Below are 20,063 nucleotides of genomic sequence, written 5' to 3'. Positions count from 1 at the left end.
TACCTCACGTAAACATTTTAATATATATATTTATTTATAATACTCATCAATATTTTCTGTCGTTACAGTAAAAGTAGTACGATATACTTCTTTTTCTACAGATTCACCTGCAACAAGTTTTTCTAACCAGCCATATATTTCTTTTGCAATGGCATCACCATCACCTGTAATAAGAACAGACATCCTATTTGCTTCATTATTCTTGATTGCTTCTAATTCTTGCTCTGTTGCATCAGCAGCGAAAACACCTATTTTGTCAGTTAATTTGCCAGCTGCTTTAATAGCTTCATTGGCACCAACTGCACCACCACCCCCTATACAAGCAACTACTTGTACATCTGGATTTGCTTGAAAGATTGTTTCCATTTTTGTCATACCTTCAGTAGGATTAATTGCACTTGTCTTAGCTACAATAGTAGCTTTTGGTGCATTCTCTTTTAATGCGTCAACAATACCATTACCTCTTTCTAAAAGAATTGGGATTTGGGGATAATCTAATACTGCAACTTCACATACCCCATCATGAACATCGTTTATCCATTTAGCAGCTTGTTCACCAATGATCTTACCTAATTCATAATTATCAATTAACCAAACAATATCTGCATTTTCTAAATTTTCATCCCAGCTATACACTTTAATACCAGCTTCTCTAGCATCAGAAAGTACTTGTTCTACTGCATTAACATCTACAGGATGAATAACAATTACATCAACATCATTTGAAATAAAATTCTCTACTTGTTCTATTTGTTTTGATGCATTATTACCACAATCCAAATATGTCATGCTACCACCATCTGCTTCAACCAGCCCTTTTAATGCTTCACATGAGCTTGACCAAATCTGATTACTTAGATCTTGAACTGTCATACCAACTGACATACCAGATTTTTCAACATTTTCAGTCTCTGTTTCACTATTGTTTTTCTTTTCTTCTTTACTACACCCAGCTATCATTGTCATAGCCAATGCCATCGTTAATACCGCCAATAAAATCTTTTTCATAATAAATTCCCTCCAAGACATTTGTATTTTGTTTATTAAACTCTTTAATTAAGTATCTACATAATATCACCTGCTTATATTTCTGTCAATAGTTTATTGTATTTTTACATAATAATAGTTTCTATTATAGTGTTTTTCCCATCAAAATACACAATAAAAAACCAGCACATAATTCAATTGCTGGATTTTTGTACAAGACTTATATTAATTGATTTATACAGTACATAAAAATGCTTCAATATGCTGTAATGCTGCACCTAGAGCTGATGCTTCTACACGATATCGGCAAGGCTTAATATATGACGCATCTATTTCAAAAGTATTTAGCATTGCTACCTCTTCTTTCAATCTTGAAATATACGGTTCAATATGACTACCAACATACCCTCCTAAGATAATAGTACAATCAAATATCATTCGTAAGTTATTTATTTCTATTGCCAAATAAGATAGATATTGATTCAATATCTGTTTGAATTCATTATTTCCATTTTCAATTTCTTCAAAAAAAGTTTCTAATTTCCCATCTGTATGTTTTGATAATGTTTTAGCTGAACAATAAACATCTACACATCCTCTTTTACCACAATAACACTCACTGCCATTTGGAATTAGAGTCATATGTCCAAACTCACCACCTCTTAAATTATCTCCTAAGTATAATTTATCAGTAATAGAACTCTCACTTAAATATGACTGTGCATCCACAATAATTGCACCCCCTACACTATTACTTAGAGATAGATATACTGCATTAAAACACTTATCATAATGATACATTTCTGCAAATCCTGAAGCATTAGCATCATTTACTAGAATACATGGATATGGTATGAATTCAGTAAATATATCGGTTTCAATGTTAGTCAAATTAAGAGCATGAGAAAAAAGAATCTTATTCTTTCTTGTATCAACAATTCCTGGAATTGAAATGCCAACTCCTAAAAATTCTTTATTGGGACCGACTTCACTATTTTTAAATTCAAGTGCTATATTAGCCATTTCTTTGTAATATTCCCTATTATTGATAAATGGCTTATAAACACGTTTATGTTTTAATACATCTCCCGATAAATCTGTTAATACAACCCCAATATGATTTTGAGTAATATCAATGCCCAAGGCATAATGTAAGTTTCTTACTGGTGCAATAGCAATAGCTTTTCTGCCGCCTGTTGATTGAAATTCACCAACTTCATCTACCAGACCTTGTTTCATTAATTCATTTATATTTTGCAGAACAGTCGGCATACTAATACCTAACTCCGATGAGATATCCGGCTTTGATACTCGTCCATATTTATTGAGATATCTAAAAATTCTATTTCGATTAATCTTTTTTATCTCCACGTTACTTGCTCTTCTTTTTATCATGTTATCCCCATCCTTATAACTTTATTAAAGTATTTACATTAGTAGCATTGTATCATTTTATCAAAACTTATACAAGTAATAATTCATAAAAAAGTTCCCAACAATGAATGTTAAGAACTTGAACTACTTTTATTGAGCTACAATCTCTTCATAACTTCTGACAGTATATTCCCTTCCTTCATCAGTCAGTTTAAAAATTCCATTAGTCTCAATAATATAGTTATCATTTTTTAATCTCATTACAATACGTTCCAAGAAATCTTTCTGCCAATTCAAATGATTACATATACTTACTATTCCATTTTCTATATATTCATTTTCATTACCTTCGTGATTATAAACATGGAATAACATTGTTTTTGCAGCAAAATCAATTTCTTGGTACTTACGCCTTCTCATTATAGTTATTATTCCACGTTTTGGTCTCATTAAATTATTTTATATTATTCAAATCTTTTAAGTTGATCTCTATTGAATGTCCATTCTGGAGTATTGATTATTTCATCATCATTAAGTCTATACCAAGGATTTAGCTCCTTATTATTACCATTACATAACACTTGAATATCCTGTGCAGGCATATAACTCTGAGCTAGCATATATAATTTTTCCCCTGTTTCTTTATTAACTGCCATATCAATTACTATAACAGCATGTCCAGGACTTCCTCCTTTAATGAAAATATCCCCTATCTCCATATCCTCTATTTCTATATCTTTAAGCTCTTTTGACAGGGATAATGTGCCTGCATACATAAATACATACTCCATATAATTCAGAAAATCCTCATAAGTATTGGATGGTTGTGTTTTTTTTACATATTCTGTCTTATTGCCATCTATCTTAATGCGATAACCATCTATCCATTTACTGTAATCAACTCTGAAACCATTGGTAAAATTAAAATGTATCTTATTATAATCCCCTTTACCAAATAGATACTCTCCCCTCAGTCTCATAATTGCATCAGCACATTGTTGTAGATTTTTATCTCCTATACTCATATCAATGACTGCTTCATAAACGTTAGTTCTATCTTTTATATTACCATCATAATATTTAACTTTTGAACCATGAGGTTTTAATGGAAGGTTTCTTAAATATTCCCCAAAAGATTTTTCTTCAACTTTTACTCTCTCATAATTATCAGGTACATTGAATCTTTCTTGAACAGTTTTACCATCAGAATTAATAATGTTATCCTGTTCATCATCTACATCAGCAATATCTATTTCCTTATCCTTTTCTTCTTTTTCTTCTATCTTTGCATCATTATTATTTTCAACCACATCTCCTATTATTTCTGGAATACTATCTGATTTGTCTTTGTCCGTTGCACAACCTGTTACTAATATTATCATTATAATTAATACAATATACTGTTTCATATTACAATCCTCCTTGACCTTTGATAATATAATAGCTGTTTCTTGTCTTCCGTAGAAACTTTTTATAAGATAAAAAAAGCTCTCAACAATATTGTCAAGAGCATTATCTTTTTGGTTATTCTCCTGCTACTGATAAACTACTGATTTTTAAGGATGGTGAACCAACATATCCTCTACTAGGCATTACGAATTCCAAGTCATTTCCTATGTCTTCAATATTTTTCATCATCTCTATATAATTACCGGATATGGTAATTTGATTAACTGGTCTGGTAATTTTACCTTGTTTGATTTCATAACCATAAGCAGAAACAGAAAAATCTCCTGAAATGGTATTCAATCCTGAATGCAAACCTTGTACATCAATAATTAATAAACCTTCTTCTACACTTCCAATCAACTCATCCAAGCTCTTCTTACCTATTTCAATATACATATTGGTAGGTGCAATATCTATAATTGAATTGTAAGCTGCTTTATATGCATTACCTGTAGACTCTACACCATCTTTGGTAGCCGTTTTAAGATTATGGAAGTAAGTTTTCAAAATACCGTTACTAACCAGTTTCTTGTATTTACTAGCAACTCCTTCTGCATCAAATGGTTTAGTGTATGCCCCACCTTTCATAAAAGGATCATCAACAATAGTAATTGATGGATTAGCTATCTTTTCCCCTATCTTGCCTTTTAATAGCGATAAATCTTTATGTACATTATCAGCTGAAAAAATTGGTGCAAATGCCCTTAGAATTTGTGCTGATACATCAGCTCTAAGGATAATTGGATATTTCCCTGATTTTATTTGAGTTGCTCCGAGCATTGATATCGCTTCATCTACTATTTCTGCAGCTATTCTCTTACCATCAATCTTATTAAGATTATCAGCGACTTTATATCTAAACGCTGATTTCACATCATCATTTTCTTTTACATCAATGAATGAATAGGTTTCTACACTGTTAGTTTCATATTCAAGATTAAGTCCTTTGGTATTACTGATTATTGTACGATTAGTAGTCTCTCCAAGTATATTATAAGGCATGGCAAATACTCTATTATCTTTTTTGAATATTTCTTTTTCTAACTCTATCAGATAATCAATCTTCTGTTCATTACTTATTTTTTCTGAGTCCCTATTATAAGTAATTACATTTTTATATTCCTTAGAACCTTCAAATATGATATCAACGTCATCGTTATCAATTATCTTAGCATTTTCCATGGCTTCATCTATGAGCATGTCAATACAGCTTTCATCTAATTTTTCTGTATATGAGTAACCCATTTTATTATCATACAGTCCTCTAAATGAAAGTCCTTCTTCAACGGAATTTTCAAAAGTGTCAACATCGCCTTTGAACACCTTTATACTAAGCCCTTTTTTATTTAAAATGTATACTTCCATTTCATCAAATCCAGCTTTTTTACCCTTATCAAATAACATTTTAATCATTTTCTTATTATCCATTATTTATCACCATCCCTTCCACCAACAGTCATTTTGCTTACTCTAATAGTAGGCTGCCCTACATTGACTGGTATACTACCACTTATAGAACCGCACATACCTTGACCATGGTCTACATTATTGCCAACCATATCAATTTTCTCAAGAACTTCTATTCCAGTTCCAATTAAAGTAGCTCCACGAACAGGTCTATCAATCTTACCATTCTTAACAATATAACCCTCAGTTACAGCAAAATTGAATTCACCTGTTGATGTATTTACAGAACCTCCACCTAGATATTTAGCGAATAATCCATATTCGGTATTGGCTATTATTTCTTCTCTTGTTGACTTACCTTCTGCAATGTATGTATTAGTCATTCTTGAAGTTGGAGCAAAACGATAAGATTCTCTTCTACCAGAACCTGTTGACTCCATATTCATGCGTCGTCCATTAAATTTATCTATCATATAACCTTTTAGAATACCATTTTCTATTAATACGTTTTTCCTAGCCTTTGTACCTTCATCATCTACATTTATTGAGCCCCAAGCGTTAGGTATAGTTCCATCGTCAATTGCAGTAACTAAATTTGAAGCGACCTGTTCGCCAAGTTTGTCAGCGAATACTGATGATTTTTTAGCTACACTTGTAGCTTCTAATCCATGACCGCAAGATTCATGGAACAATACTCCTCCAAAACAATTATTGATTATAACTGGTATTTTGCCGCTAGGACAATAATCAGCTAATAACATTGTTTTTGCCATCCTAGCTGAATCTTCTGCGTATGCATTCACATCAATCTTATCAAAAAACTCATAGCCCATTACTGCCCCAGGACCATGTATCCCTGTTTGCATTTCTCCATTTCTAGAAGCTATTGATTGAATCATAATCCTAGAACGAATTCTGTTGTCTTCTACAAAAGTACCTTCTGTGTTAGCAATAAGTACCTTCTGATTATGGTCTAGATACTGTACCTTAACTTGTGAAATAAGAGGGTCATATCCTTTGGCAGCCTCATATGCTGATCTCATTAAATCTACTTTATGGAATTTCGATATTGAACTTGGCATAATTTTGATAGGATGGATATTATGGAATTCACCTTTATTAAACTTAAGTACCAAATTATATTTCGCACCCTTAATAGCGGACGCAGCTTCTTTAGCTACTTTTATAAGATTATCTCTAGTGGAATTATTAGTATAAGCATAAACACAATTTAGTCCATTGAATATTCTTATCCCTATACCATATATCTTACCTGAAACACTTTTTTCAAGCTTTCCACCTACTAAGGATAATTGTGTATCATTCCTGTCCTCTGCAAATATCTCTGCGAAGTCCCCTCCAGTAGAAACTGCTGCTGTCAATACATCTTCAACTAACGCTTTACTTAACACTTAATTCCCTCCTCATATTAAAACTATAATTATAATTAATCATTATATGCCAGGTATATCGGCAAAATTAAAAAATTATATATTTTATACTATCATATTTATTAAATTAATGGAAATATAAGCACATTATTCTAATTTAATTAAACTAATCTTGCATTTTTACTTTTATTATTATTGACATGATAATCAACCCTATGAAAAATCCGTTTATAGATGTAATAATTAAGCTTGCTATCAAATACTTTCCTGTCAACATTCTTTTTATTATCATAACGAAGATTGTTATTAATATCACACCACTCCAATAAATTATTTTATTAGCTGTTGCATTCTCAACACCCATATGCGAAGTTTTATCTCGTTTATAGATGATAAATAAAAAGATTACTATCAATCCCATGATTGAACTTAGATGTTGTAACAGATTGTACACTGGAAGTCTAATACCAGTAATATTTATATATTCTCTTAACACATGGAATTTTTCTACAAAAAAACCAGTGTAATGTGTAAACCCATCCCAAAAAATATGTGAAAATGCTCCAATCAAAGCTGAATATATAAAGACTATTATTCTTAATACTGAGTTTAATTCCCACTTATCTCTAGCAATATAATAATAGTTATTGCAAAAAGGCTTAGGTAAATTAGTTATCATAGGTTCTTTTATTATGTAATGAAATATTAATGCAAGTATCAATATTAAAGGTAAATTAAAATATATTTGTCCCAAAAAACTATGACCAATAGTTCTATAAGGTCTAAAATGTAAAAAGTACTCAAAATCAGGTGCCATTGATCCAATTACAAGAGCTGTAAAATCAACATATTTACTTTTTTTCGTTCCAAAAGGTAAGACAATCGCTGGATGTGATAAAGTAAAAGGCATTATTTCCACCACCTATTAATTAAAATTCATTTTATAAGATTATAGCATGACTATATTAGACTTAAGTTAAAACTTAATTAAAAAAACTTAGTAGTTAGAATAAAAAAAAGTGGCAGATAATAAGTATCTGCCAAAAAATGTAATAATCAGTTAAAAAATAACATTAGGTATAGAGTTACCTAAAATATTTAACACTTATAAGACGAAAACACTACATAAAAAGTTTCATTTCATGTAGTGGTAAATAATGTAAATTAATCTTAAGCTATCTATAAAATTATGTTAGTATAAGAATTATTGAATAAATCTAATTAATCTATCATCTACATTGAAAGGACAGTGGGTATATGATAAAATTAAAAAATAAAACTTACTAGAGAATTTAACAGATATTATTAATATTTACTAATAAGAAATGAGAGTGTAAATCATGTTAGAAGATAAAATTTTCAACTCAATAGTAAAAACAGGAATAGTTTTATCAGCCATATGTATAATTGGTAATATAATTTTTAAATTCCCTCTCATAATCAACACAAAATGGATTTTTTTAATAATTATGTGTTTCTTCGCATTATATTATGAGACTAAGGAGCCCCCTAAAAAAGAACATGTAAAATTTTTATTTTTTATATTCATAATTTTGTTCTTTATCCCCGTTGGATGGTTTGATTCAGGTGGAACTGCTAATAATACAATTGCCTATGTATTTATAATCTTAATATGTATCACATATCTATTTAATTCGAAAAAAAGAATAATATTAATAATTATGCTAATTGGAGTTTTTACAGGACTTTACATATTTGAACATTTTAGACCTGATTTAATTAATTCACATCCATCAGATTCACAATTTTGGGATAGACTACTTCAAATCCCACTTACATTATATGCATCATATTATTTAATCAAACAATTTGCTAATGCATATACTACTGAAAAGAAAAAACAAGAAGAATACAGTATAAAATTAAAAGAAGCTAATTATAAATTACATAATCTAGCAACTTCTGACTCATTGACCCATGTAAATAACAGAAGAATCTTCGATGAATATCTACAAGCTCTTATAAGTGATCAAGAAATATCTAGCTCTAGTATATATGTAGCTCTTTTGGATCTTGATAACTTCAAGAAAATCAATGATACTTACGGACATCTTATTGGTGATGACTTGTTAATATGTTTCGCTAAAAAAGCTGGTGAAATTATAAAAGCACCCAATATATTAGCTAGATGGGGTGGAGATGAATTTGCTATCATTTATACTGGCGATGAAACTAACGTAAAATCTAAGATGAATGATCTATTGGAAGCTATCCAGAAGATAGGTCAAATCAAAAATCTCAATTCATCAATTAGCATTGGTTTAACTAGATTAAAACCTAATGATACAGTAACTGATTTATTAAGCAGAGCTGATTTAGCACTTTATGAAGCTAAATCAAATGGTAGAAACAAGTTTATAATTAATTATTAATTCATAGAAGGTATAAGTGAAAGAATCTATAATAAATAAGTAATATCTATATATATTGAACTTAAACATCTATCACCCATTTAATAAGTTCAATATATTTTCCTTAATTCAACTTATATGTACAGGTATAAATTTTATTACCTATTATTTATTATATCTGCAAATTCATTAATGTTTTCTATAATCATACCGTTATTTCTATGAGTACTAGAATTATCAGTTTTTGAAACCATTTTTACAATTAATCTATGAAAAAATCTAGCTTTCTCTTTATTGACTTCTCCTCCAAAACACCCTTTTACAATAGTCTTTCTACATAATTCATCAGGGAAAGCATCATTCAACTGCTTAATCGCAATATCCCCTCCTACAGAACATGTTACAAACAATCCTATTTTTTTATCTACCAAAATCTGTAGATTATCCAAACAAAATCTTCGTAATTTTTTTTGGAGTCTTCCTACATATATTGGTCCTCCAATAATAATCTTATCATAGCAGCTTATATCTTTAATTATATCCTGTTGAATATTAACTATCTTTACTTTACCCTGCAAATCATTACATAAAGCTTTAACACATTTTTCTGTAAAACCATATTTGGTACTATAGATTATTAAAACACTCATATATATACCTCCCACTCATAAATAATTTAATATATATATTATATCTTAATATTACAGATTAGATTCTATTTAAGTAATACACAGTTATATGATTATAACACAAAAAAAATAATGGTAAAAGAAGAAGTGAATAAATAATTCTTCTTTTACCATTAAATATAATTACTACTACTATTAGCAATTATTTATAGCATCTGCAAATCTTTTTACGTTATCCATACATATTCCATTATTCCTACTAGAGGTATTATCATCAGATTTTGATACCATCTTAATGATTAGGCGATCAAAAAAACGTGCTTTTTCTAGATTAACTTCTCCACCAAGATAATCTTTTATCACTGCTCTATTATATAGCGCCTCTGGAAAAGCGTTTTTTATTTGTTTTCTTGCATCATCTCCTGTCATTGAACATGATATATATAATCCTATTTTTTTACTTAATAATATATTAAGGTTATCTACACAGAATTGCTTAACATTTTTACGAAGCTGCCCAGCATATATAGGACCCCCAATAATGATTTTTTCATAACCCGATAAATCGTTTACACTTTCAATCTGCAAATTAATCATATCTATTTTACCATCTAATTCATTCTCTAGAGCTTTTGCACATTTTTCTGTAAAGCTATACTTTGTTCCATAAACTATTAAAGTACTCATAACAAACCTCCATTATTAATAATTATTGTGAGCCTTTACTCAAAGCATCTTCTATGGCTTTTTTTATAGTATTACTACTAACTGTTGCTCCAGTAATACCATCCACCTGTAAAGATTGTTTTTCAATAATCTTATCTGTTATAGTTTCAGCTTTTTTACCTAGACCTGTTTGATGTTCATCAATTATGATAGTCTTGATAGTATGATTTTTAATCTCTACACTAACCCATGCCTTGACTAATGTAGAATCATGACTTCCTTTATAAATTCCATCTTCTAAGGTATTAAGGTCAATATTGCTTACCTCAATTTCCTTTACATGAATTGATTTTACAGCGAAAAAGGCTATAACAAGGATGCCTAATATTATCAGAAAAACTTTACTACGTTTCTTTAGCTTCTTCATCAAACCACCTCTTATTGTTTTTTGATTCCACTTATAAGAATATCTAATTGCTGATTGATTAATTTTTCTTTCTGCTCTATATCAATCTCCCCTTCAATAATCAATCGCACAGTTAATCCAAAAATGGAAACCCATAAAGCTTGAGCTGTAAGCTCAACATTACATTCTTTAAACTGATTTAATTGTATCCCCTTTCTAATGCTGTCACATAATATCTTAATTGATTTTCTGTCTTCACTGACCCCTTTATGAAGCATACTTGTATATTGCAAAATAGAGACCTTGTCACTTAGAACTATCGCTAAATAGTAATCGGAAAATTCGAGAACAGCATTAATATAACTTATGAACCTCTCTCTTATTTCTTTCTCTGGTTCCTTTTCGTAGTCTTTTATAACCCTAATACTATTTAATATCTCTCCATAGCCTTCTTTTAATAATGTTTCTATAATCTCTTCTTTATCCTTGAAATAATGATAGACAATACCTGGAGAATAATCTAATGTATTGGTGATTTTTCTAATGGATATTTTATCAATCCCCTCTTTTACCATTATTTCTCTTGCAGTATTCAATATTAACTGCTTTATTTCTTCTTTTTTATTTATTTGCCTTTGTCTACTCATAATTACCTAACTCTTTCAAACATATATTAAACAATATTTAATTACTAAACAGTGTTTAATCTTATTATATATTTTTATACCCCTATAGTCAATAGAAAGGAGTATAAAATTTATAATCAATATCTATTATTTAATTTGAACTTTTTTTGCAACAAAGAGATTGACAAGTGATAAGGCAGCAGCAAAAAAGAATATGTACTGTGGTCCCCATGAACTCCATATTAAACCACCAATAAAAGCACAGACTATTGAAACAACATGATCCATACTAATTCCCATAGATAGAGTAGGTGTTATATCAGACATATCAACTGCTATTGAACGTAAATATACAGTCTTCACCATTCCCATTTGCATGGACATCCTATCAATGATTATTAGACTATAAGCAAAGATAACTGGTAAACCAACAAGTGAAAGCTTACCAGTGGCAAATCCAGTACTTATTAAACCATAAGCAACATATACACCAATAAATGATAATGCATCAGCATATAATAATTTTTTTACTCCAAAACGATCTAACCATCTACCAACTGCTGGTATAAAGAAGATTCCAATAAAGCTGCCTATCATCATGAGAATAGCTAATGTATCTGCTTTTTTATTTAGAATGTCAATGAGAACCCATGGACCATATACTACCATTATCTGTTTCTGAACGCCGTGCATAATAGCTAATATATAATAATATTTATATTCTCTACGAAATACAAATTTTAATTTTTTCTTTTTCACCAAAGGTCTTTTCAATAATTTCAGTAGATATACGAACAAAACAATTATCACAAGAAATATTACTGCATCAATAACAAATATGTACTTTATTTTAGTAGTAAAACTAAAAACATTTGTCCTAAAACCTACGAACACCATAATAGCTGCAACCATACTGAAAGCAGTAAATACCCCTTTATACTGACCCATCCTTTTACCTATCTTTTCATCATCAATCAAAGAAATTCCAATACTATCTTGTAAAGGAAAGAATAAATGCATTCCCATAGAATTGATAAAAAGAAATATTAGCATTACAGAAAATGTTGGTGTTATAAACCCTAGTACTGCAATACCTATAAAACTTAGTACTTGTGCAATAATTGAAAGTCTGATATCCCCCATGAAAGATAATGCTGTAACAACAAAAATACATAATATTCCAGGCAATTCTCTTGGAAATTCTATTATACCACGTTGATAAGCTGTAATATTATAAGCATCTTTAAAATAATTAGAAAAAATATCATTAGACAACCCTAAACCAAGTGCAGTAAGTGCTAAAATAATAAAATATATAACCATTTCTTTCTTCATTGCAAAAAGTTTCGTCATAATCTTGTCTCTCTTCCTATGATTTAGTTTAGATATATTCATAAATAATGGTGTCATACAGTTTCTATATAAATATTTTAATGATTATATCATAAATCCATATAATAATAAACATAAAAAAAGGTAGAGGAATATTTTTTATTCACCTACCTTACTTTATTTATCTATTCTGGCTGACAATTTTCACAATAATAAATACTGCCACCCAAATAAGCTTTTTTTATTATATTGCCTCCACATATTTTGCATGGTTCCTTATATGTCTTTTTGCTTAATATGGTTTTGTAACCTCCAGAACAGCCAAATAAATCTTTCTCAGTATCTCTACCACCTTTTAAAGTCATTTCGTGTAAAGTGGATTTAATAGATTCATATAGTTTGTCAATTTCATCCTGTGAAAATGATGATACTTTTCTCTTAGGATTTATTCTAGCATTAAACAAAATGTCATGTAATACTCCATTCCCTAATCCTGGTATCCTCTGTTCAGTAGCCAATAAAGCTTTTGCACTTTTATTTTGTACTTCTTCATGAGATATTATTTTTTTGTAATAATCATAATCAAATTTTTCAGATAACGGAGAAGGTTTATCTTTTGCAATTTCATAATATATATTTTCAAACTCTCCCTCTTCAAAACACCACATGCCTCCATACATCTGCACAGATGCAATAAGCAATGAACTATCTTCAAACTCAATTAAAAGTTGATGTTTCTTGGGAATCTTCTCATCTTTGTATAAAACCTTCAAGTTGACACCATCCCCAAAAACTAATCGTGTAGTACCTAGAATAATTTCAACGTATCCCCCAAATGCTATTGATTCATCTATTGTCTTACCTGCTAATTTTTCATGATACTCTTCTGGCTCACCAAAAAACCAAGCAAATTTGTGTGGTGAACCATTAGCTAATACTTTACTGATTTTTTTGCCTATAAGTGTATCATTAATTTGTTGTGATAATGCTATCGCTTCTGGTATCTCAATCAAGACTTTCCCTCCATTCAAATAAAAAATTCAACACATATAATTTAACATATTTAACTTGACAACAGTATGTCATATTTACTACTAAATCTTTTTGAAAGTCACAATAAATTCAGCTCCCCCATTCTCATTATTGGAGATTCTGATTTGTCCACCATGTTTCTTGATAATGGATTTGGTTATGGTCATACCAAGACCTGTACTACCATTCGCTCCTTTATAGAACCTTTCAAATAAATGCTCTAAGTCTTCTTTACTGAAACCATCTCCATCATCACTGATGATAATATGACATAACTCTTGTTCTTGTTTAACAGCAATATCTATATTAGATTCTGCGTGTCTAATACAGTTTGATAGGATATTGATAAATCCTTGAATCAACTTATCTTCATCTGCATATATATTAACCCTATCTTCTATAGATAATTTGATTTCTACTGATTTCTTAGCCGATAATCCATAGACTTTTTTAACTGCATTTCCTATTAATTCTTTTAGATCAACCAGTTTCATCTCAAAAAATTCATGAGTAGTCTCTAATTTTGATAGAAATATTATTTGCTCAACTAGTTTTTTCAACCTTAAACTTTCATCAATAATGATATCAAGAGCTTCTTCTGTATTATCAAAAACCCCATCTTTCAGTCCCTCTGCATATCCACTAATGGATGTCAAAGGTGTCTTCAATTCATGAGAAGCGTTCTGCAAAAATCTTTTTTGGGATTCGTCATAGTTCTTTAATTCATTTACCATATGTTCCAGAGATTCGCTTAATTCCTCTATTTCATCTCCTGTATTAATCATCTCTATGGAGTCAAAATCCCTTTTTGATATTCTGTTGGCTCTGTTTTTTAATTTTATTATAGGTTTTGTCAATGACCTTGCAAAAATTACACCAATAACCATAGATATAAGACCTATAATAACCATAATTAGAATGTTTATTTTCAATATGGTGTTTGTTAGATTAGAAACTTCTTTAGTAGTGATATACAAAATAACCCAATACCTTACTTTTCTATTATTATTAACTAATTTATTTATTGGAAGCACAGTAATGTAATATTTAAAATCGTCTTTATCATTTTCAATAATAAAGTTTTCTTTACCTTTCTGTATTCTATTAGTTAATTCAGTTAACATCTGACTATCAAACTGTGAGTCTTTTGATTGGGAGATAACAACATTATTAGCCGTTTTAGTTATTACTTCAAGTCTGCTATCCAAACCAACCTTATCCAGCTTGTGAGAACGCATAATTACATCTTTGAATTTTTCTCTATCAATATTTTTTTCACTACCAATTTCTGTATTAATGACATTTCTTATGATAGCTGCTTCATTAGTAAGATCTTCCATAACTTTTTTCTCTAAAAATACTTTTATAGCAATATTGGCTACAATGCTACTAACAAGTAATGCACCTATTATCAGGGGTATGAATTGTAGGATGACTTTTTTAGTAATATTTCTTCTCATGATTCACCTTGGTCAACAATTTTATAACCATAACCCCAAACTGTTAATATTTCAATCTTTGAATTGGTGTCTCTTAATTTCTTTCTGATTCTCTTTACTAAGTCATCTACAGCTCTTTCTTCACCATAATAATCATATCCCCATATGTTATCTAGTATTTGCTCTCTTGAAAATGCTCTATTCTTATTTTTAACCATAAATAATAGAAACTCAAACTCTTTGTTGGTAAGCTTTAATTCATTACCATTAGCTACTGCTTTTCTTTCATCCTCTAAAATTATCAAATCATTTATTAACAATCTTTTTAATTCTTTTTCATCTAAATTACTGCCGTTAGATTTATCAATTCTTCTAAATATATTTTTGATACGAACTACTAACTCTCTTGGACTGAAAGGTTTTGATAAATAGTCATCACTTCCAAGCTCCAGACCTAATATCCTGTCAATCTCATCATCTTTTGCCGAGACCATAATAATTGGTATATCACTGGACTTTCTAATTTCTCTACATAATTCATAACCATCCATACCAGTCATCATTATATCAATAACCATCAAATGACACTTAGTATTATTAAAGGCTGCCAATGCTGATTCACCTCTTTGAAAGGTTTTGACTGTATATCCTTCTTTTACTAAATATGCTTTTATCAAATCTCGAATACTTTTCTCGTCATCAACCACATAGATTAATTTATCTGTCATATTCCTATCCTCCACTGTTCTAGTATCAAAATTTATTTTTACATACTTTTTCCACATTTACAATAATATTCTGCCGTATTTTTATTTTACACTATAACTGTAAACAAGTTAAGAAAAAATTTGAAAGGATGATTTAATATGAAAAAACTTGTATCAACTATTTTAATACTGGGAATAATGACTTTCTCAGGTATATCTGCTCTTGCAGAGAGCGCTCCAGAAAATGCGAAAGAAAAAGTTCAGATTCCAGAAAATGTTATTGAGTTAAGAGATGCCATAAAAGATATGAACGAAAACATCAAAATCACTAGCGATTCAATAAAAGATATTCGAGATTTAGAAAAGGATAGCTTAAAATCTCAAGCAGATGAAGTAAAAGACAGAATTGATGCAAAAAAAGAATCAAACAAAGCATTAAAAGATGAATTTTCTACTACAAGAGATAATTTCAACACCTTGAGAACAGAATTAAAACAGCAGGTAAAAGACGCAAAGGAATCTGAAGACAAAGAAAAATTAACATCTCTTATAGAAGAAAAGAAGACTGCTGTAAACCAGTTCCAAGCTCAAAAGGCTGATGTTCTTTCTAGGAAAGCAAATATTGAAGACGAAAAATTATTATTCCAAGATTTAAAGTCACAATGCAAAAATCATAGAGATGAAATAAAACCTTATCTAGAAGCAATTAAAGAAAGACATTCTATGGTTAAATCTCTAAGAGAAGATGCTAAAAATGCTATGTCCTCTCAAGATTTTGAATCAGCAGCAAACCTTCTTACTCAAATATTAGAGCTAAAAGAACAAAATTACAATGATTTATTGATGATAAAATCTATAATAGAATAAGATGCTATAAGTAATTAATACTTCTAAACTAAAAAAAGATAGATTCTGCCAAATATCCAAGGCAGGATCTATCTTATTTTATTGATTATTCATACTTGACTTATAAAAATTAATAATTTATAATAATAACTAATTAATAATAATTATTATTTATTCTTATAAATAATATATTAATATTTACTTAATTATACTATAAGAGGTGACCTATATGTTGAAAATAGCTTTTTTTGATACCAAACCATATGACAAACAAATATTTGAAGTTTTAAATAAGGATTATGATTTTAAAATAACATTCTTTGAAGAACGCTTGAGTGACAAAACAGTAAAGCTTACAGAAGGATTTGATGTAGTTTCTATATTCGTACAAGACAAAGCTTCTTCATTTGTTGTAAATAAACTACATGAATATGGAGTTAAGCTTATTGCACTTCGTTGTGCAGGTTATAACAATGTTAATTTTAAAGCAGCACAAGGAAAAGTTCATGTGGTTCATGTTCCAGCTTATTCACCCCATGCAATAGCAGAATTCACAATGTCTATGATGCTGACATTAAATAGGAAAATACACAAATCACACAATAGAACAAAAGATCTTAACTTCTCACTAAGTGGTTTATTAGGATTTGACATGTACCAAAAAACAGTAGGTGTCATTGGTACAGGTAAAATAGCAAAAATTCTAATTAAGATTCTAAAAGGCTTTGAGTGTAATGTTATCGCTTATGACATATATCCTGATAATAATTCAGCCGAGGAGTTAGGTTTTAGCTATGTTCCTCTTGATACTCTATTTAAAGAAAGTGATATTATCACTTTACATTGTCCTTTAACAAAAGATACGGAATATCTTATTAGCGAAAAAAGTATTAATAAAATGAAGGATGGGGTTATGATTGTTAATACTGGTAGAGGTAAATTAATTAATTCCAAAGATTTGATTGAAGGTCTTAAGGAACATAAAATAGGTAGTGCTGCCTTAGATGTCTATGAAGAAGAAGATAAATATTTTTATGAAGATTTCTCTGTAGAAGGAGTAAATGATGATATATTGTCAAGACTTATTACATTCCCTAACGTACTAATTACATCACATCAAGCCTACTTTACAAAAGAAGCACTAAACAATATTGCCTCCACTACTCTTAATAGTATTAAGCAGTTTGATGAAGGCAAACCATTAGAAAATGAGATAGCATATATATGCGATGAAAATGGTTGTGTAATTAAAAAAGTTAATTAAAACTAGAGGGGCTGCTAAGCCCCTCTAGTTTATTCTACTACTTGTACTTTCATTAAGTTGGTTTTACTTCCTTCTGCAAGAGGAACCCCAGCTGTTATTACCACCAAGTCTTTTGAATTAACTATTCCTAATTCTCTTGCCATGATTACTGATTTATAAAATAATATGTCTGTAGACGTTTCCTGTTTTAAAAATAACGGTGTAACACCCCATAATAATTGCATTTGTCTTCTAACTTTTTCATCACTAGTTACTGCAATTATCTGCACATTAGGTCTGTACATAGAAATCATTCTAGCCGTGTTACCACTATAAGTAGGACAAATTACTGCTTTTGCTTTTAGATGTATTGCAGTAGTATAAGCGGAATAACTAACAGCATGTGTAATACTAGTCTTACTTTTTTTGCAGATATTTCTCTGTTCGTGATCAGCCATGCTTTCAGAAGCATATGCAATCTTACTCATTACTTTTACTGCTTCAACTGGATTTAGTCCAGCAGCTGTTTCCCCTGATAACATAATAGCATCTGTTCCATCAATAATAGCATTAGCAACATCAGAAACTTCTGCTCTTGTTGGTCTTGGATTTTTTATCATAGAATCAAGCATCTGAGTAGCTGTAATTACAGGCAGCTCATTTTGATTACATTTATCTATTATCATTTTTTGAACAATAGGTATTAATTCTGTTGGTGTCTCCACTCCTAGATCACCACGGGCTATCATAATTGCATCAGATACTTTTATGATTGAATCGATATTGTCTACACCTTGCTGGTTTTCAATCTTAGATATTATCTTAACATCCTTACCACCATTATCATCAATAAATTTTCTAATCTCTAGAACATCTTCCTCTTTTCTTATAAAAGAAGCTGCTATAAAATCAATATCATGTTCAAGACCATAAAGTATTTCCTCTTTGTCTTTTTCCGTAATAGCAGGTAGATTGACATTTACATTAGGAACATTAATACCTTTTTTATTTTTTACTATACCACCATTTTTTACAATACATTTAATAGTTTTGTCTTTGGCATCAACTTGTAGTACTTCAAGTTCAATTAAACCATCGTCAATTAATACTTTACTGCCTTTTTTGACATCCTTATATAATGTAGGATATGTTATACAAAAACCTTCTTTGGTACCATCAAAATCTCCATTGCATATTGTTATTTGCTGACCTACTTCAAGTTTCAATTGTCCGCCAACAAAATTCTTAGTTCTTATTTCGGGACCTCTTGTATCCATTAAAATAGCTACTGGAACATCTAACTCTTTTCTAACTTCTTTTATTATATTAATAATCTTCTTATAATACTCTTTTGTTCCATGGGATAAATTAAGTCTAGCGATACTAAGTCCATTTTTTACAAGCTCAGTAATAGTTTCTCTATTATCACTGGCAGGTCCTATCGTACAAATAATCTTTGTTTTTGCTTTATACAATATTAAACCTCCTAAATTTATATTAATATTATTGTTAACTTTACTAGAAAACATATATATGCAAAAAAAATTTGTAAATTATATACTGTGGAAAAATATTTATTTACCACTTGTATTTCGTTATATACAAAAGTTTCTCCCATTGTATTATACACCTGAAAGTTCCATTTGTAAAGTGATTATTTTTCTATCATAATATTAATCATAGTTTTTCTATTGCGAGGTCCATCAAATTCACAAAAATATATTCCCTGCCAAGTTCCTAATAGTAGTTTTCTCTCTTTGATTATAATAGTTTCTGAGAATCCCATCATACTTGATTTTATATGTGCAGCAGAATTACCTTCCATATGACGATACCCATCTTCTAAGGGTACAATTTTATTAAGTTCCATCAACATATCCCTAGTAACATCTGGATCAGCATTTTCGTTAATGGTAATTCCTGCTGTTGTATGAGGAATGAAAACAGTACATATTCCATCTTCTATACCTTCAGATTCTATTATATTCTGTACCTTACTAGTTATATCAATCATCTCAACATGTTTATTGGTTTTTACCTGAATCATCTTAGTTATCATATAATCACCTATATTATATTATTTTTTACATATTTCAGTTTAAACCAATTATTAGAAATAATCAATATAAAGAAAAGCTATGTGGAGAGAATAAAAAA

The 20,063-nt window shown here is 29.7% G+C and carries 20 protein-coding genes; 3 read left to right on the top strand and 17 right to left on the bottom strand.

The genetic code is table 11. From position 1 onward, the window contains the following. Positions 1–30: 30 nt before the first annotated feature. The 7 genes from AACQ14_RS01650 to AACQ14_RS01620 form a co-directional block, all read right to left on the bottom strand. The gene (locus AACQ14_RS01650; RefSeq protein WP_339361828.1) at positions 31–1,008 is read right to left on the bottom strand and encodes a sugar ABC transporter substrate-binding protein; all 978 of its coding nucleotides are present in this window, start codon (positions 1,006–1,008) and stop codon (positions 31–33) included. Positions 1,009–1,221: 213 nt separating this feature from the next. Next, the gene (locus AACQ14_RS01645; protein ID WP_339361827.1) at positions 1,222–2,382 is read right to left on the bottom strand and encodes an ROK family transcriptional regulator; all 1,161 of its coding nucleotides are present in this window, start codon (positions 2,380–2,382) and stop codon (positions 1,222–1,224) included. 129 nt (positions 2,383–2,511) lie between these two features. Next, complete coding sequence (locus tag AACQ14_RS01640; protein ID WP_339361826.1) at positions 2,512–2,811, bottom strand: hypothetical protein; 300 nt, start codon at positions 2,809–2,811, stop codon at positions 2,512–2,514. 14 nt (positions 2,812–2,825) lie between these two features. Continuing rightward, entirely contained in the window at positions 2,826–3,770 is a 945-nt protein-coding gene (locus AACQ14_RS01635; protein ID WP_339361825.1) for a DUF4846 domain-containing protein, read from the bottom strand. 115 nt (positions 3,771–3,885) lie between these two features. Then, positions 3,886–5,238 (bottom strand): TldD/PmbA family protein, encoded by a 1,353-nt coding sequence (locus AACQ14_RS01630; RefSeq protein WP_339361824.1) that lies wholly within the window; start codon positions 5,236–5,238, stop codon positions 3,886–3,888. Beyond that, positions 5,238–6,629, bottom strand: coding sequence for a TldD/PmbA family protein (locus AACQ14_RS01625; protein WP_339361823.1), 1,392 nt, complete (start codon positions 6,627–6,629; stop codon positions 5,238–5,240). Before AACQ14_RS01625 ends, AACQ14_RS01630 begins: the two co-directional genes overlap by 1 nt. A 145-nt stretch (positions 6,630–6,774) precedes the next feature. Further along, positions 6,775–7,518 (bottom strand): DUF4184 family protein, encoded by a 744-nt coding sequence (locus AACQ14_RS01620; protein ID WP_339361822.1) that lies wholly within the window; start codon positions 7,516–7,518, stop codon positions 6,775–6,777. 430 nt (positions 7,519–7,948) lie between these two features. Here AACQ14_RS01620 and AACQ14_RS01615 point away from each other — a divergent pair, with 430 nt between their 5' ends. Beyond that, positions 7,949–9,001, top strand: coding sequence for a GGDEF domain-containing protein (locus AACQ14_RS01615; protein ID WP_339361821.1), 1,053 nt, complete (start codon positions 7,949–7,951; stop codon positions 8,999–9,001). 137 nt (positions 9,002–9,138) lie between these two features. On the opposite strand, the gene AACQ14_RS01610 is transcribed toward AACQ14_RS01615, so the two are convergent. The 8 genes from AACQ14_RS01610 to AACQ14_RS01575 form a co-directional block, all read right to left on the bottom strand. Further along, positions 9,139–9,630 (bottom strand): flavodoxin domain-containing protein, encoded by a 492-nt coding sequence (locus tag AACQ14_RS01610; RefSeq protein WP_339361820.1) that lies wholly within the window; start codon positions 9,628–9,630, stop codon positions 9,139–9,141. Positions 9,631–9,804: 174 nt separating this feature from the next. Beyond that, on the bottom strand, positions 9,805–10,296 hold the full coding sequence (locus AACQ14_RS01605; RefSeq protein ID WP_339361819.1) for a flavodoxin domain-containing protein: 492 nt from the start codon (positions 10,294–10,296) through the stop codon (positions 9,805–9,807). Between the two features lie 22 nt (positions 10,297–10,318). Further along, positions 10,319–10,702: an FMN-binding protein gene (locus AACQ14_RS01600; protein WP_339361818.1), complete on the bottom strand. Its 384-nt coding sequence runs from the start codon at positions 10,700–10,702 to the stop codon at positions 10,319–10,321. 11 nt (positions 10,703–10,713) lie between these two features. Further along, the gene (locus AACQ14_RS01595; protein WP_339361817.1) at positions 10,714–11,328 is read right to left on the bottom strand and encodes a TetR/AcrR family transcriptional regulator; all 615 of its coding nucleotides are present in this window, start codon (positions 11,326–11,328) and stop codon (positions 10,714–10,716) included. A gap of 126 nt (positions 11,329–11,454) precedes the next feature. Beyond that, entirely contained in the window at positions 11,455–12,702 is a 1,248-nt protein-coding gene (locus tag AACQ14_RS01590; RefSeq protein ID WP_339361816.1) for an MFS transporter, read from the bottom strand. A gap of 122 nt (positions 12,703–12,824) precedes the next feature. Further along, positions 12,825–13,652 (bottom strand): endonuclease VIII, encoded by an 828-nt coding sequence (locus tag AACQ14_RS01585; RefSeq protein ID WP_339361815.1) that lies wholly within the window; start codon positions 13,650–13,652, stop codon positions 12,825–12,827. Between the two features lie 81 nt (positions 13,653–13,733). After that, positions 13,734–15,131 (bottom strand): sensor histidine kinase, encoded by a 1,398-nt coding sequence (locus AACQ14_RS01580; RefSeq protein WP_339361814.1) that lies wholly within the window; start codon positions 15,129–15,131, stop codon positions 13,734–13,736. Next, on the bottom strand, positions 15,128–15,838 hold the full coding sequence (locus AACQ14_RS01575) for a response regulator transcription factor (RefSeq protein WP_339361813.1): 711 nt from the start codon (positions 15,836–15,838) through the stop codon (positions 15,128–15,130). Before AACQ14_RS01575 ends, AACQ14_RS01580 begins: the two co-directional genes overlap by 4 nt. Before the next feature lie 138 nt (positions 15,839–15,976). On the opposite strand from AACQ14_RS01575, the gene AACQ14_RS01570 reads away from it, so the two are divergent. Continuing rightward, the gene (locus tag AACQ14_RS01570) at positions 15,977–16,684 is read left to right on the top strand and encodes a coiled-coil domain-containing protein (RefSeq protein WP_339361812.1); all 708 of its coding nucleotides are present in this window, start codon (positions 15,977–15,979) and stop codon (positions 16,682–16,684) included. A 208-nt stretch (positions 16,685–16,892) separates the two neighbouring features. Continuing rightward, positions 16,893–17,927: a 2-hydroxyacid dehydrogenase gene (locus AACQ14_RS01565; RefSeq protein ID WP_339361811.1), complete on the top strand. Its 1,035-nt coding sequence runs from the start codon at positions 16,893–16,895 to the stop codon at positions 17,925–17,927. Positions 17,928–17,956: 29 nt separating this feature from the next. Here AACQ14_RS01565 and pyk read toward each other — a convergent pair whose 3' ends face one another. Further along, positions 17,957–19,381 carry a pyruvate kinase gene (gene pyk, locus AACQ14_RS01560; RefSeq protein ID WP_339361810.1) on the bottom strand — a complete coding sequence of 475 codons (1,425 nt, stop codon included), beginning with the start codon at positions 19,379–19,381 and terminating at the stop codon, positions 17,957–17,959. A 179-nt stretch (positions 19,382–19,560) separates the two neighbouring features. Continuing rightward, on the bottom strand, positions 19,561–19,965 hold the full coding sequence (locus AACQ14_RS01555) for a secondary thiamine-phosphate synthase enzyme YjbQ (RefSeq protein ID WP_339361809.1): 405 nt from the start codon (positions 19,963–19,965) through the stop codon (positions 19,561–19,563). Positions 19,966–20,063 lie beyond the last annotated feature (98 nt).

The organism is Vallitalea maricola (assembly GCF_036985595.1).
Classification (GTDB): Bacteria; Bacillota; Clostridia; order Lachnospirales; family Vallitaleaceae; genus Vallitalea; species Vallitalea maricola.
This window is presented reverse-complemented; position numbering and strand designations above follow the sequence as displayed.

Bases quoted from the DNA above. Each gene is read 5' to 3' on its own strand.
- AACQ14_RS01620 (WP_339361822.1), bottom strand. From the start codon at position 7,518: ATGCCTTTTACTTTATCACATCCAGCGATTGTCTTACCTTTTGGAACG.
- AACQ14_RS01555 (WP_339361809.1), bottom strand. From the start codon at position 19,965: ATGATAACTAAGATGATTCAGGTAAAAACCAATAAACATGTTGAGATG.
- AACQ14_RS01615 (WP_339361821.1), top strand. From the start codon at position 7,949: ATGTTAGAAGATAAAATTTTCAACTCAATAGTAAAAACAGGAATAGTT.
- AACQ14_RS01565 (WP_339361811.1), top strand. From the start codon at position 16,893: ATGTTGAAAATAGCTTTTTTTGATACCAAACCATATGACAAACAAATA.
- AACQ14_RS01600 (WP_339361818.1), bottom strand. From the start codon at position 10,702: ATGAAGAAGCTAAAGAAACGTAGTAAAGTTTTTCTGATAATATTAGGC.
- AACQ14_RS01650 (WP_339361828.1), bottom strand. From the start codon at position 1,008: ATGAAAAAGATTTTATTGGCGGTATTAACGATGGCATTGGCTATGACA.
- AACQ14_RS01640 (WP_339361826.1), bottom strand. From the start codon at position 2,811: ATGAGACCAAAACGTGGAATAATAACTATAATGAGAAGGCGTAAGTAC.
- AACQ14_RS01595 (WP_339361817.1), bottom strand. From the start codon at position 11,328: ATGAGTAGACAAAGGCAAATAAATAAAAAAGAAGAAATAAAGCAGTTA.
- AACQ14_RS01635 (WP_339361825.1), bottom strand. From the start codon at position 3,770: ATGAAACAGTATATTGTATTAATTATAATGATAATATTAGTAACAGGT.
- AACQ14_RS01575 (WP_339361813.1), bottom strand. From the start codon at position 15,838: ATGACAGATAAATTAATCTATGTGGTTGATGACGAGAAAAGTATTCGA.
- AACQ14_RS01630 (WP_339361824.1), bottom strand. From the start codon at position 5,238: ATGGATAATAAGAAAATGATTAAAATGTTATTTGATAAGGGTAAAAAA.
- AACQ14_RS01605 (WP_339361819.1), bottom strand. From the start codon at position 10,296: ATGAGTACTTTAATAGTTTATGGAACAAAGTATAGCTTTACAGAAAAA.
- AACQ14_RS01590 (WP_339361816.1), bottom strand. From the start codon at position 12,702: ATGAATATATCTAAACTAAATCATAGGAAGAGAGACAAGATTATGACG.
- AACQ14_RS01570 (WP_339361812.1), top strand. From the start codon at position 15,977: ATGAAAAAACTTGTATCAACTATTTTAATACTGGGAATAATGACTTTC.
- AACQ14_RS01580 (WP_339361814.1), bottom strand. From the start codon at position 15,131: ATGAGAAGAAATATTACTAAAAAAGTCATCCTACAATTCATACCCCTG.
- AACQ14_RS01610 (WP_339361820.1), bottom strand. From the start codon at position 9,630: ATGAGTGTTTTAATAATCTATAGTACCAAATATGGTTTTACAGAAAAA.
- AACQ14_RS01645 (WP_339361827.1), bottom strand. From the start codon at position 2,382: ATGATAAAAAGAAGAGCAAGTAACGTGGAGATAAAAAAGATTAATCGA.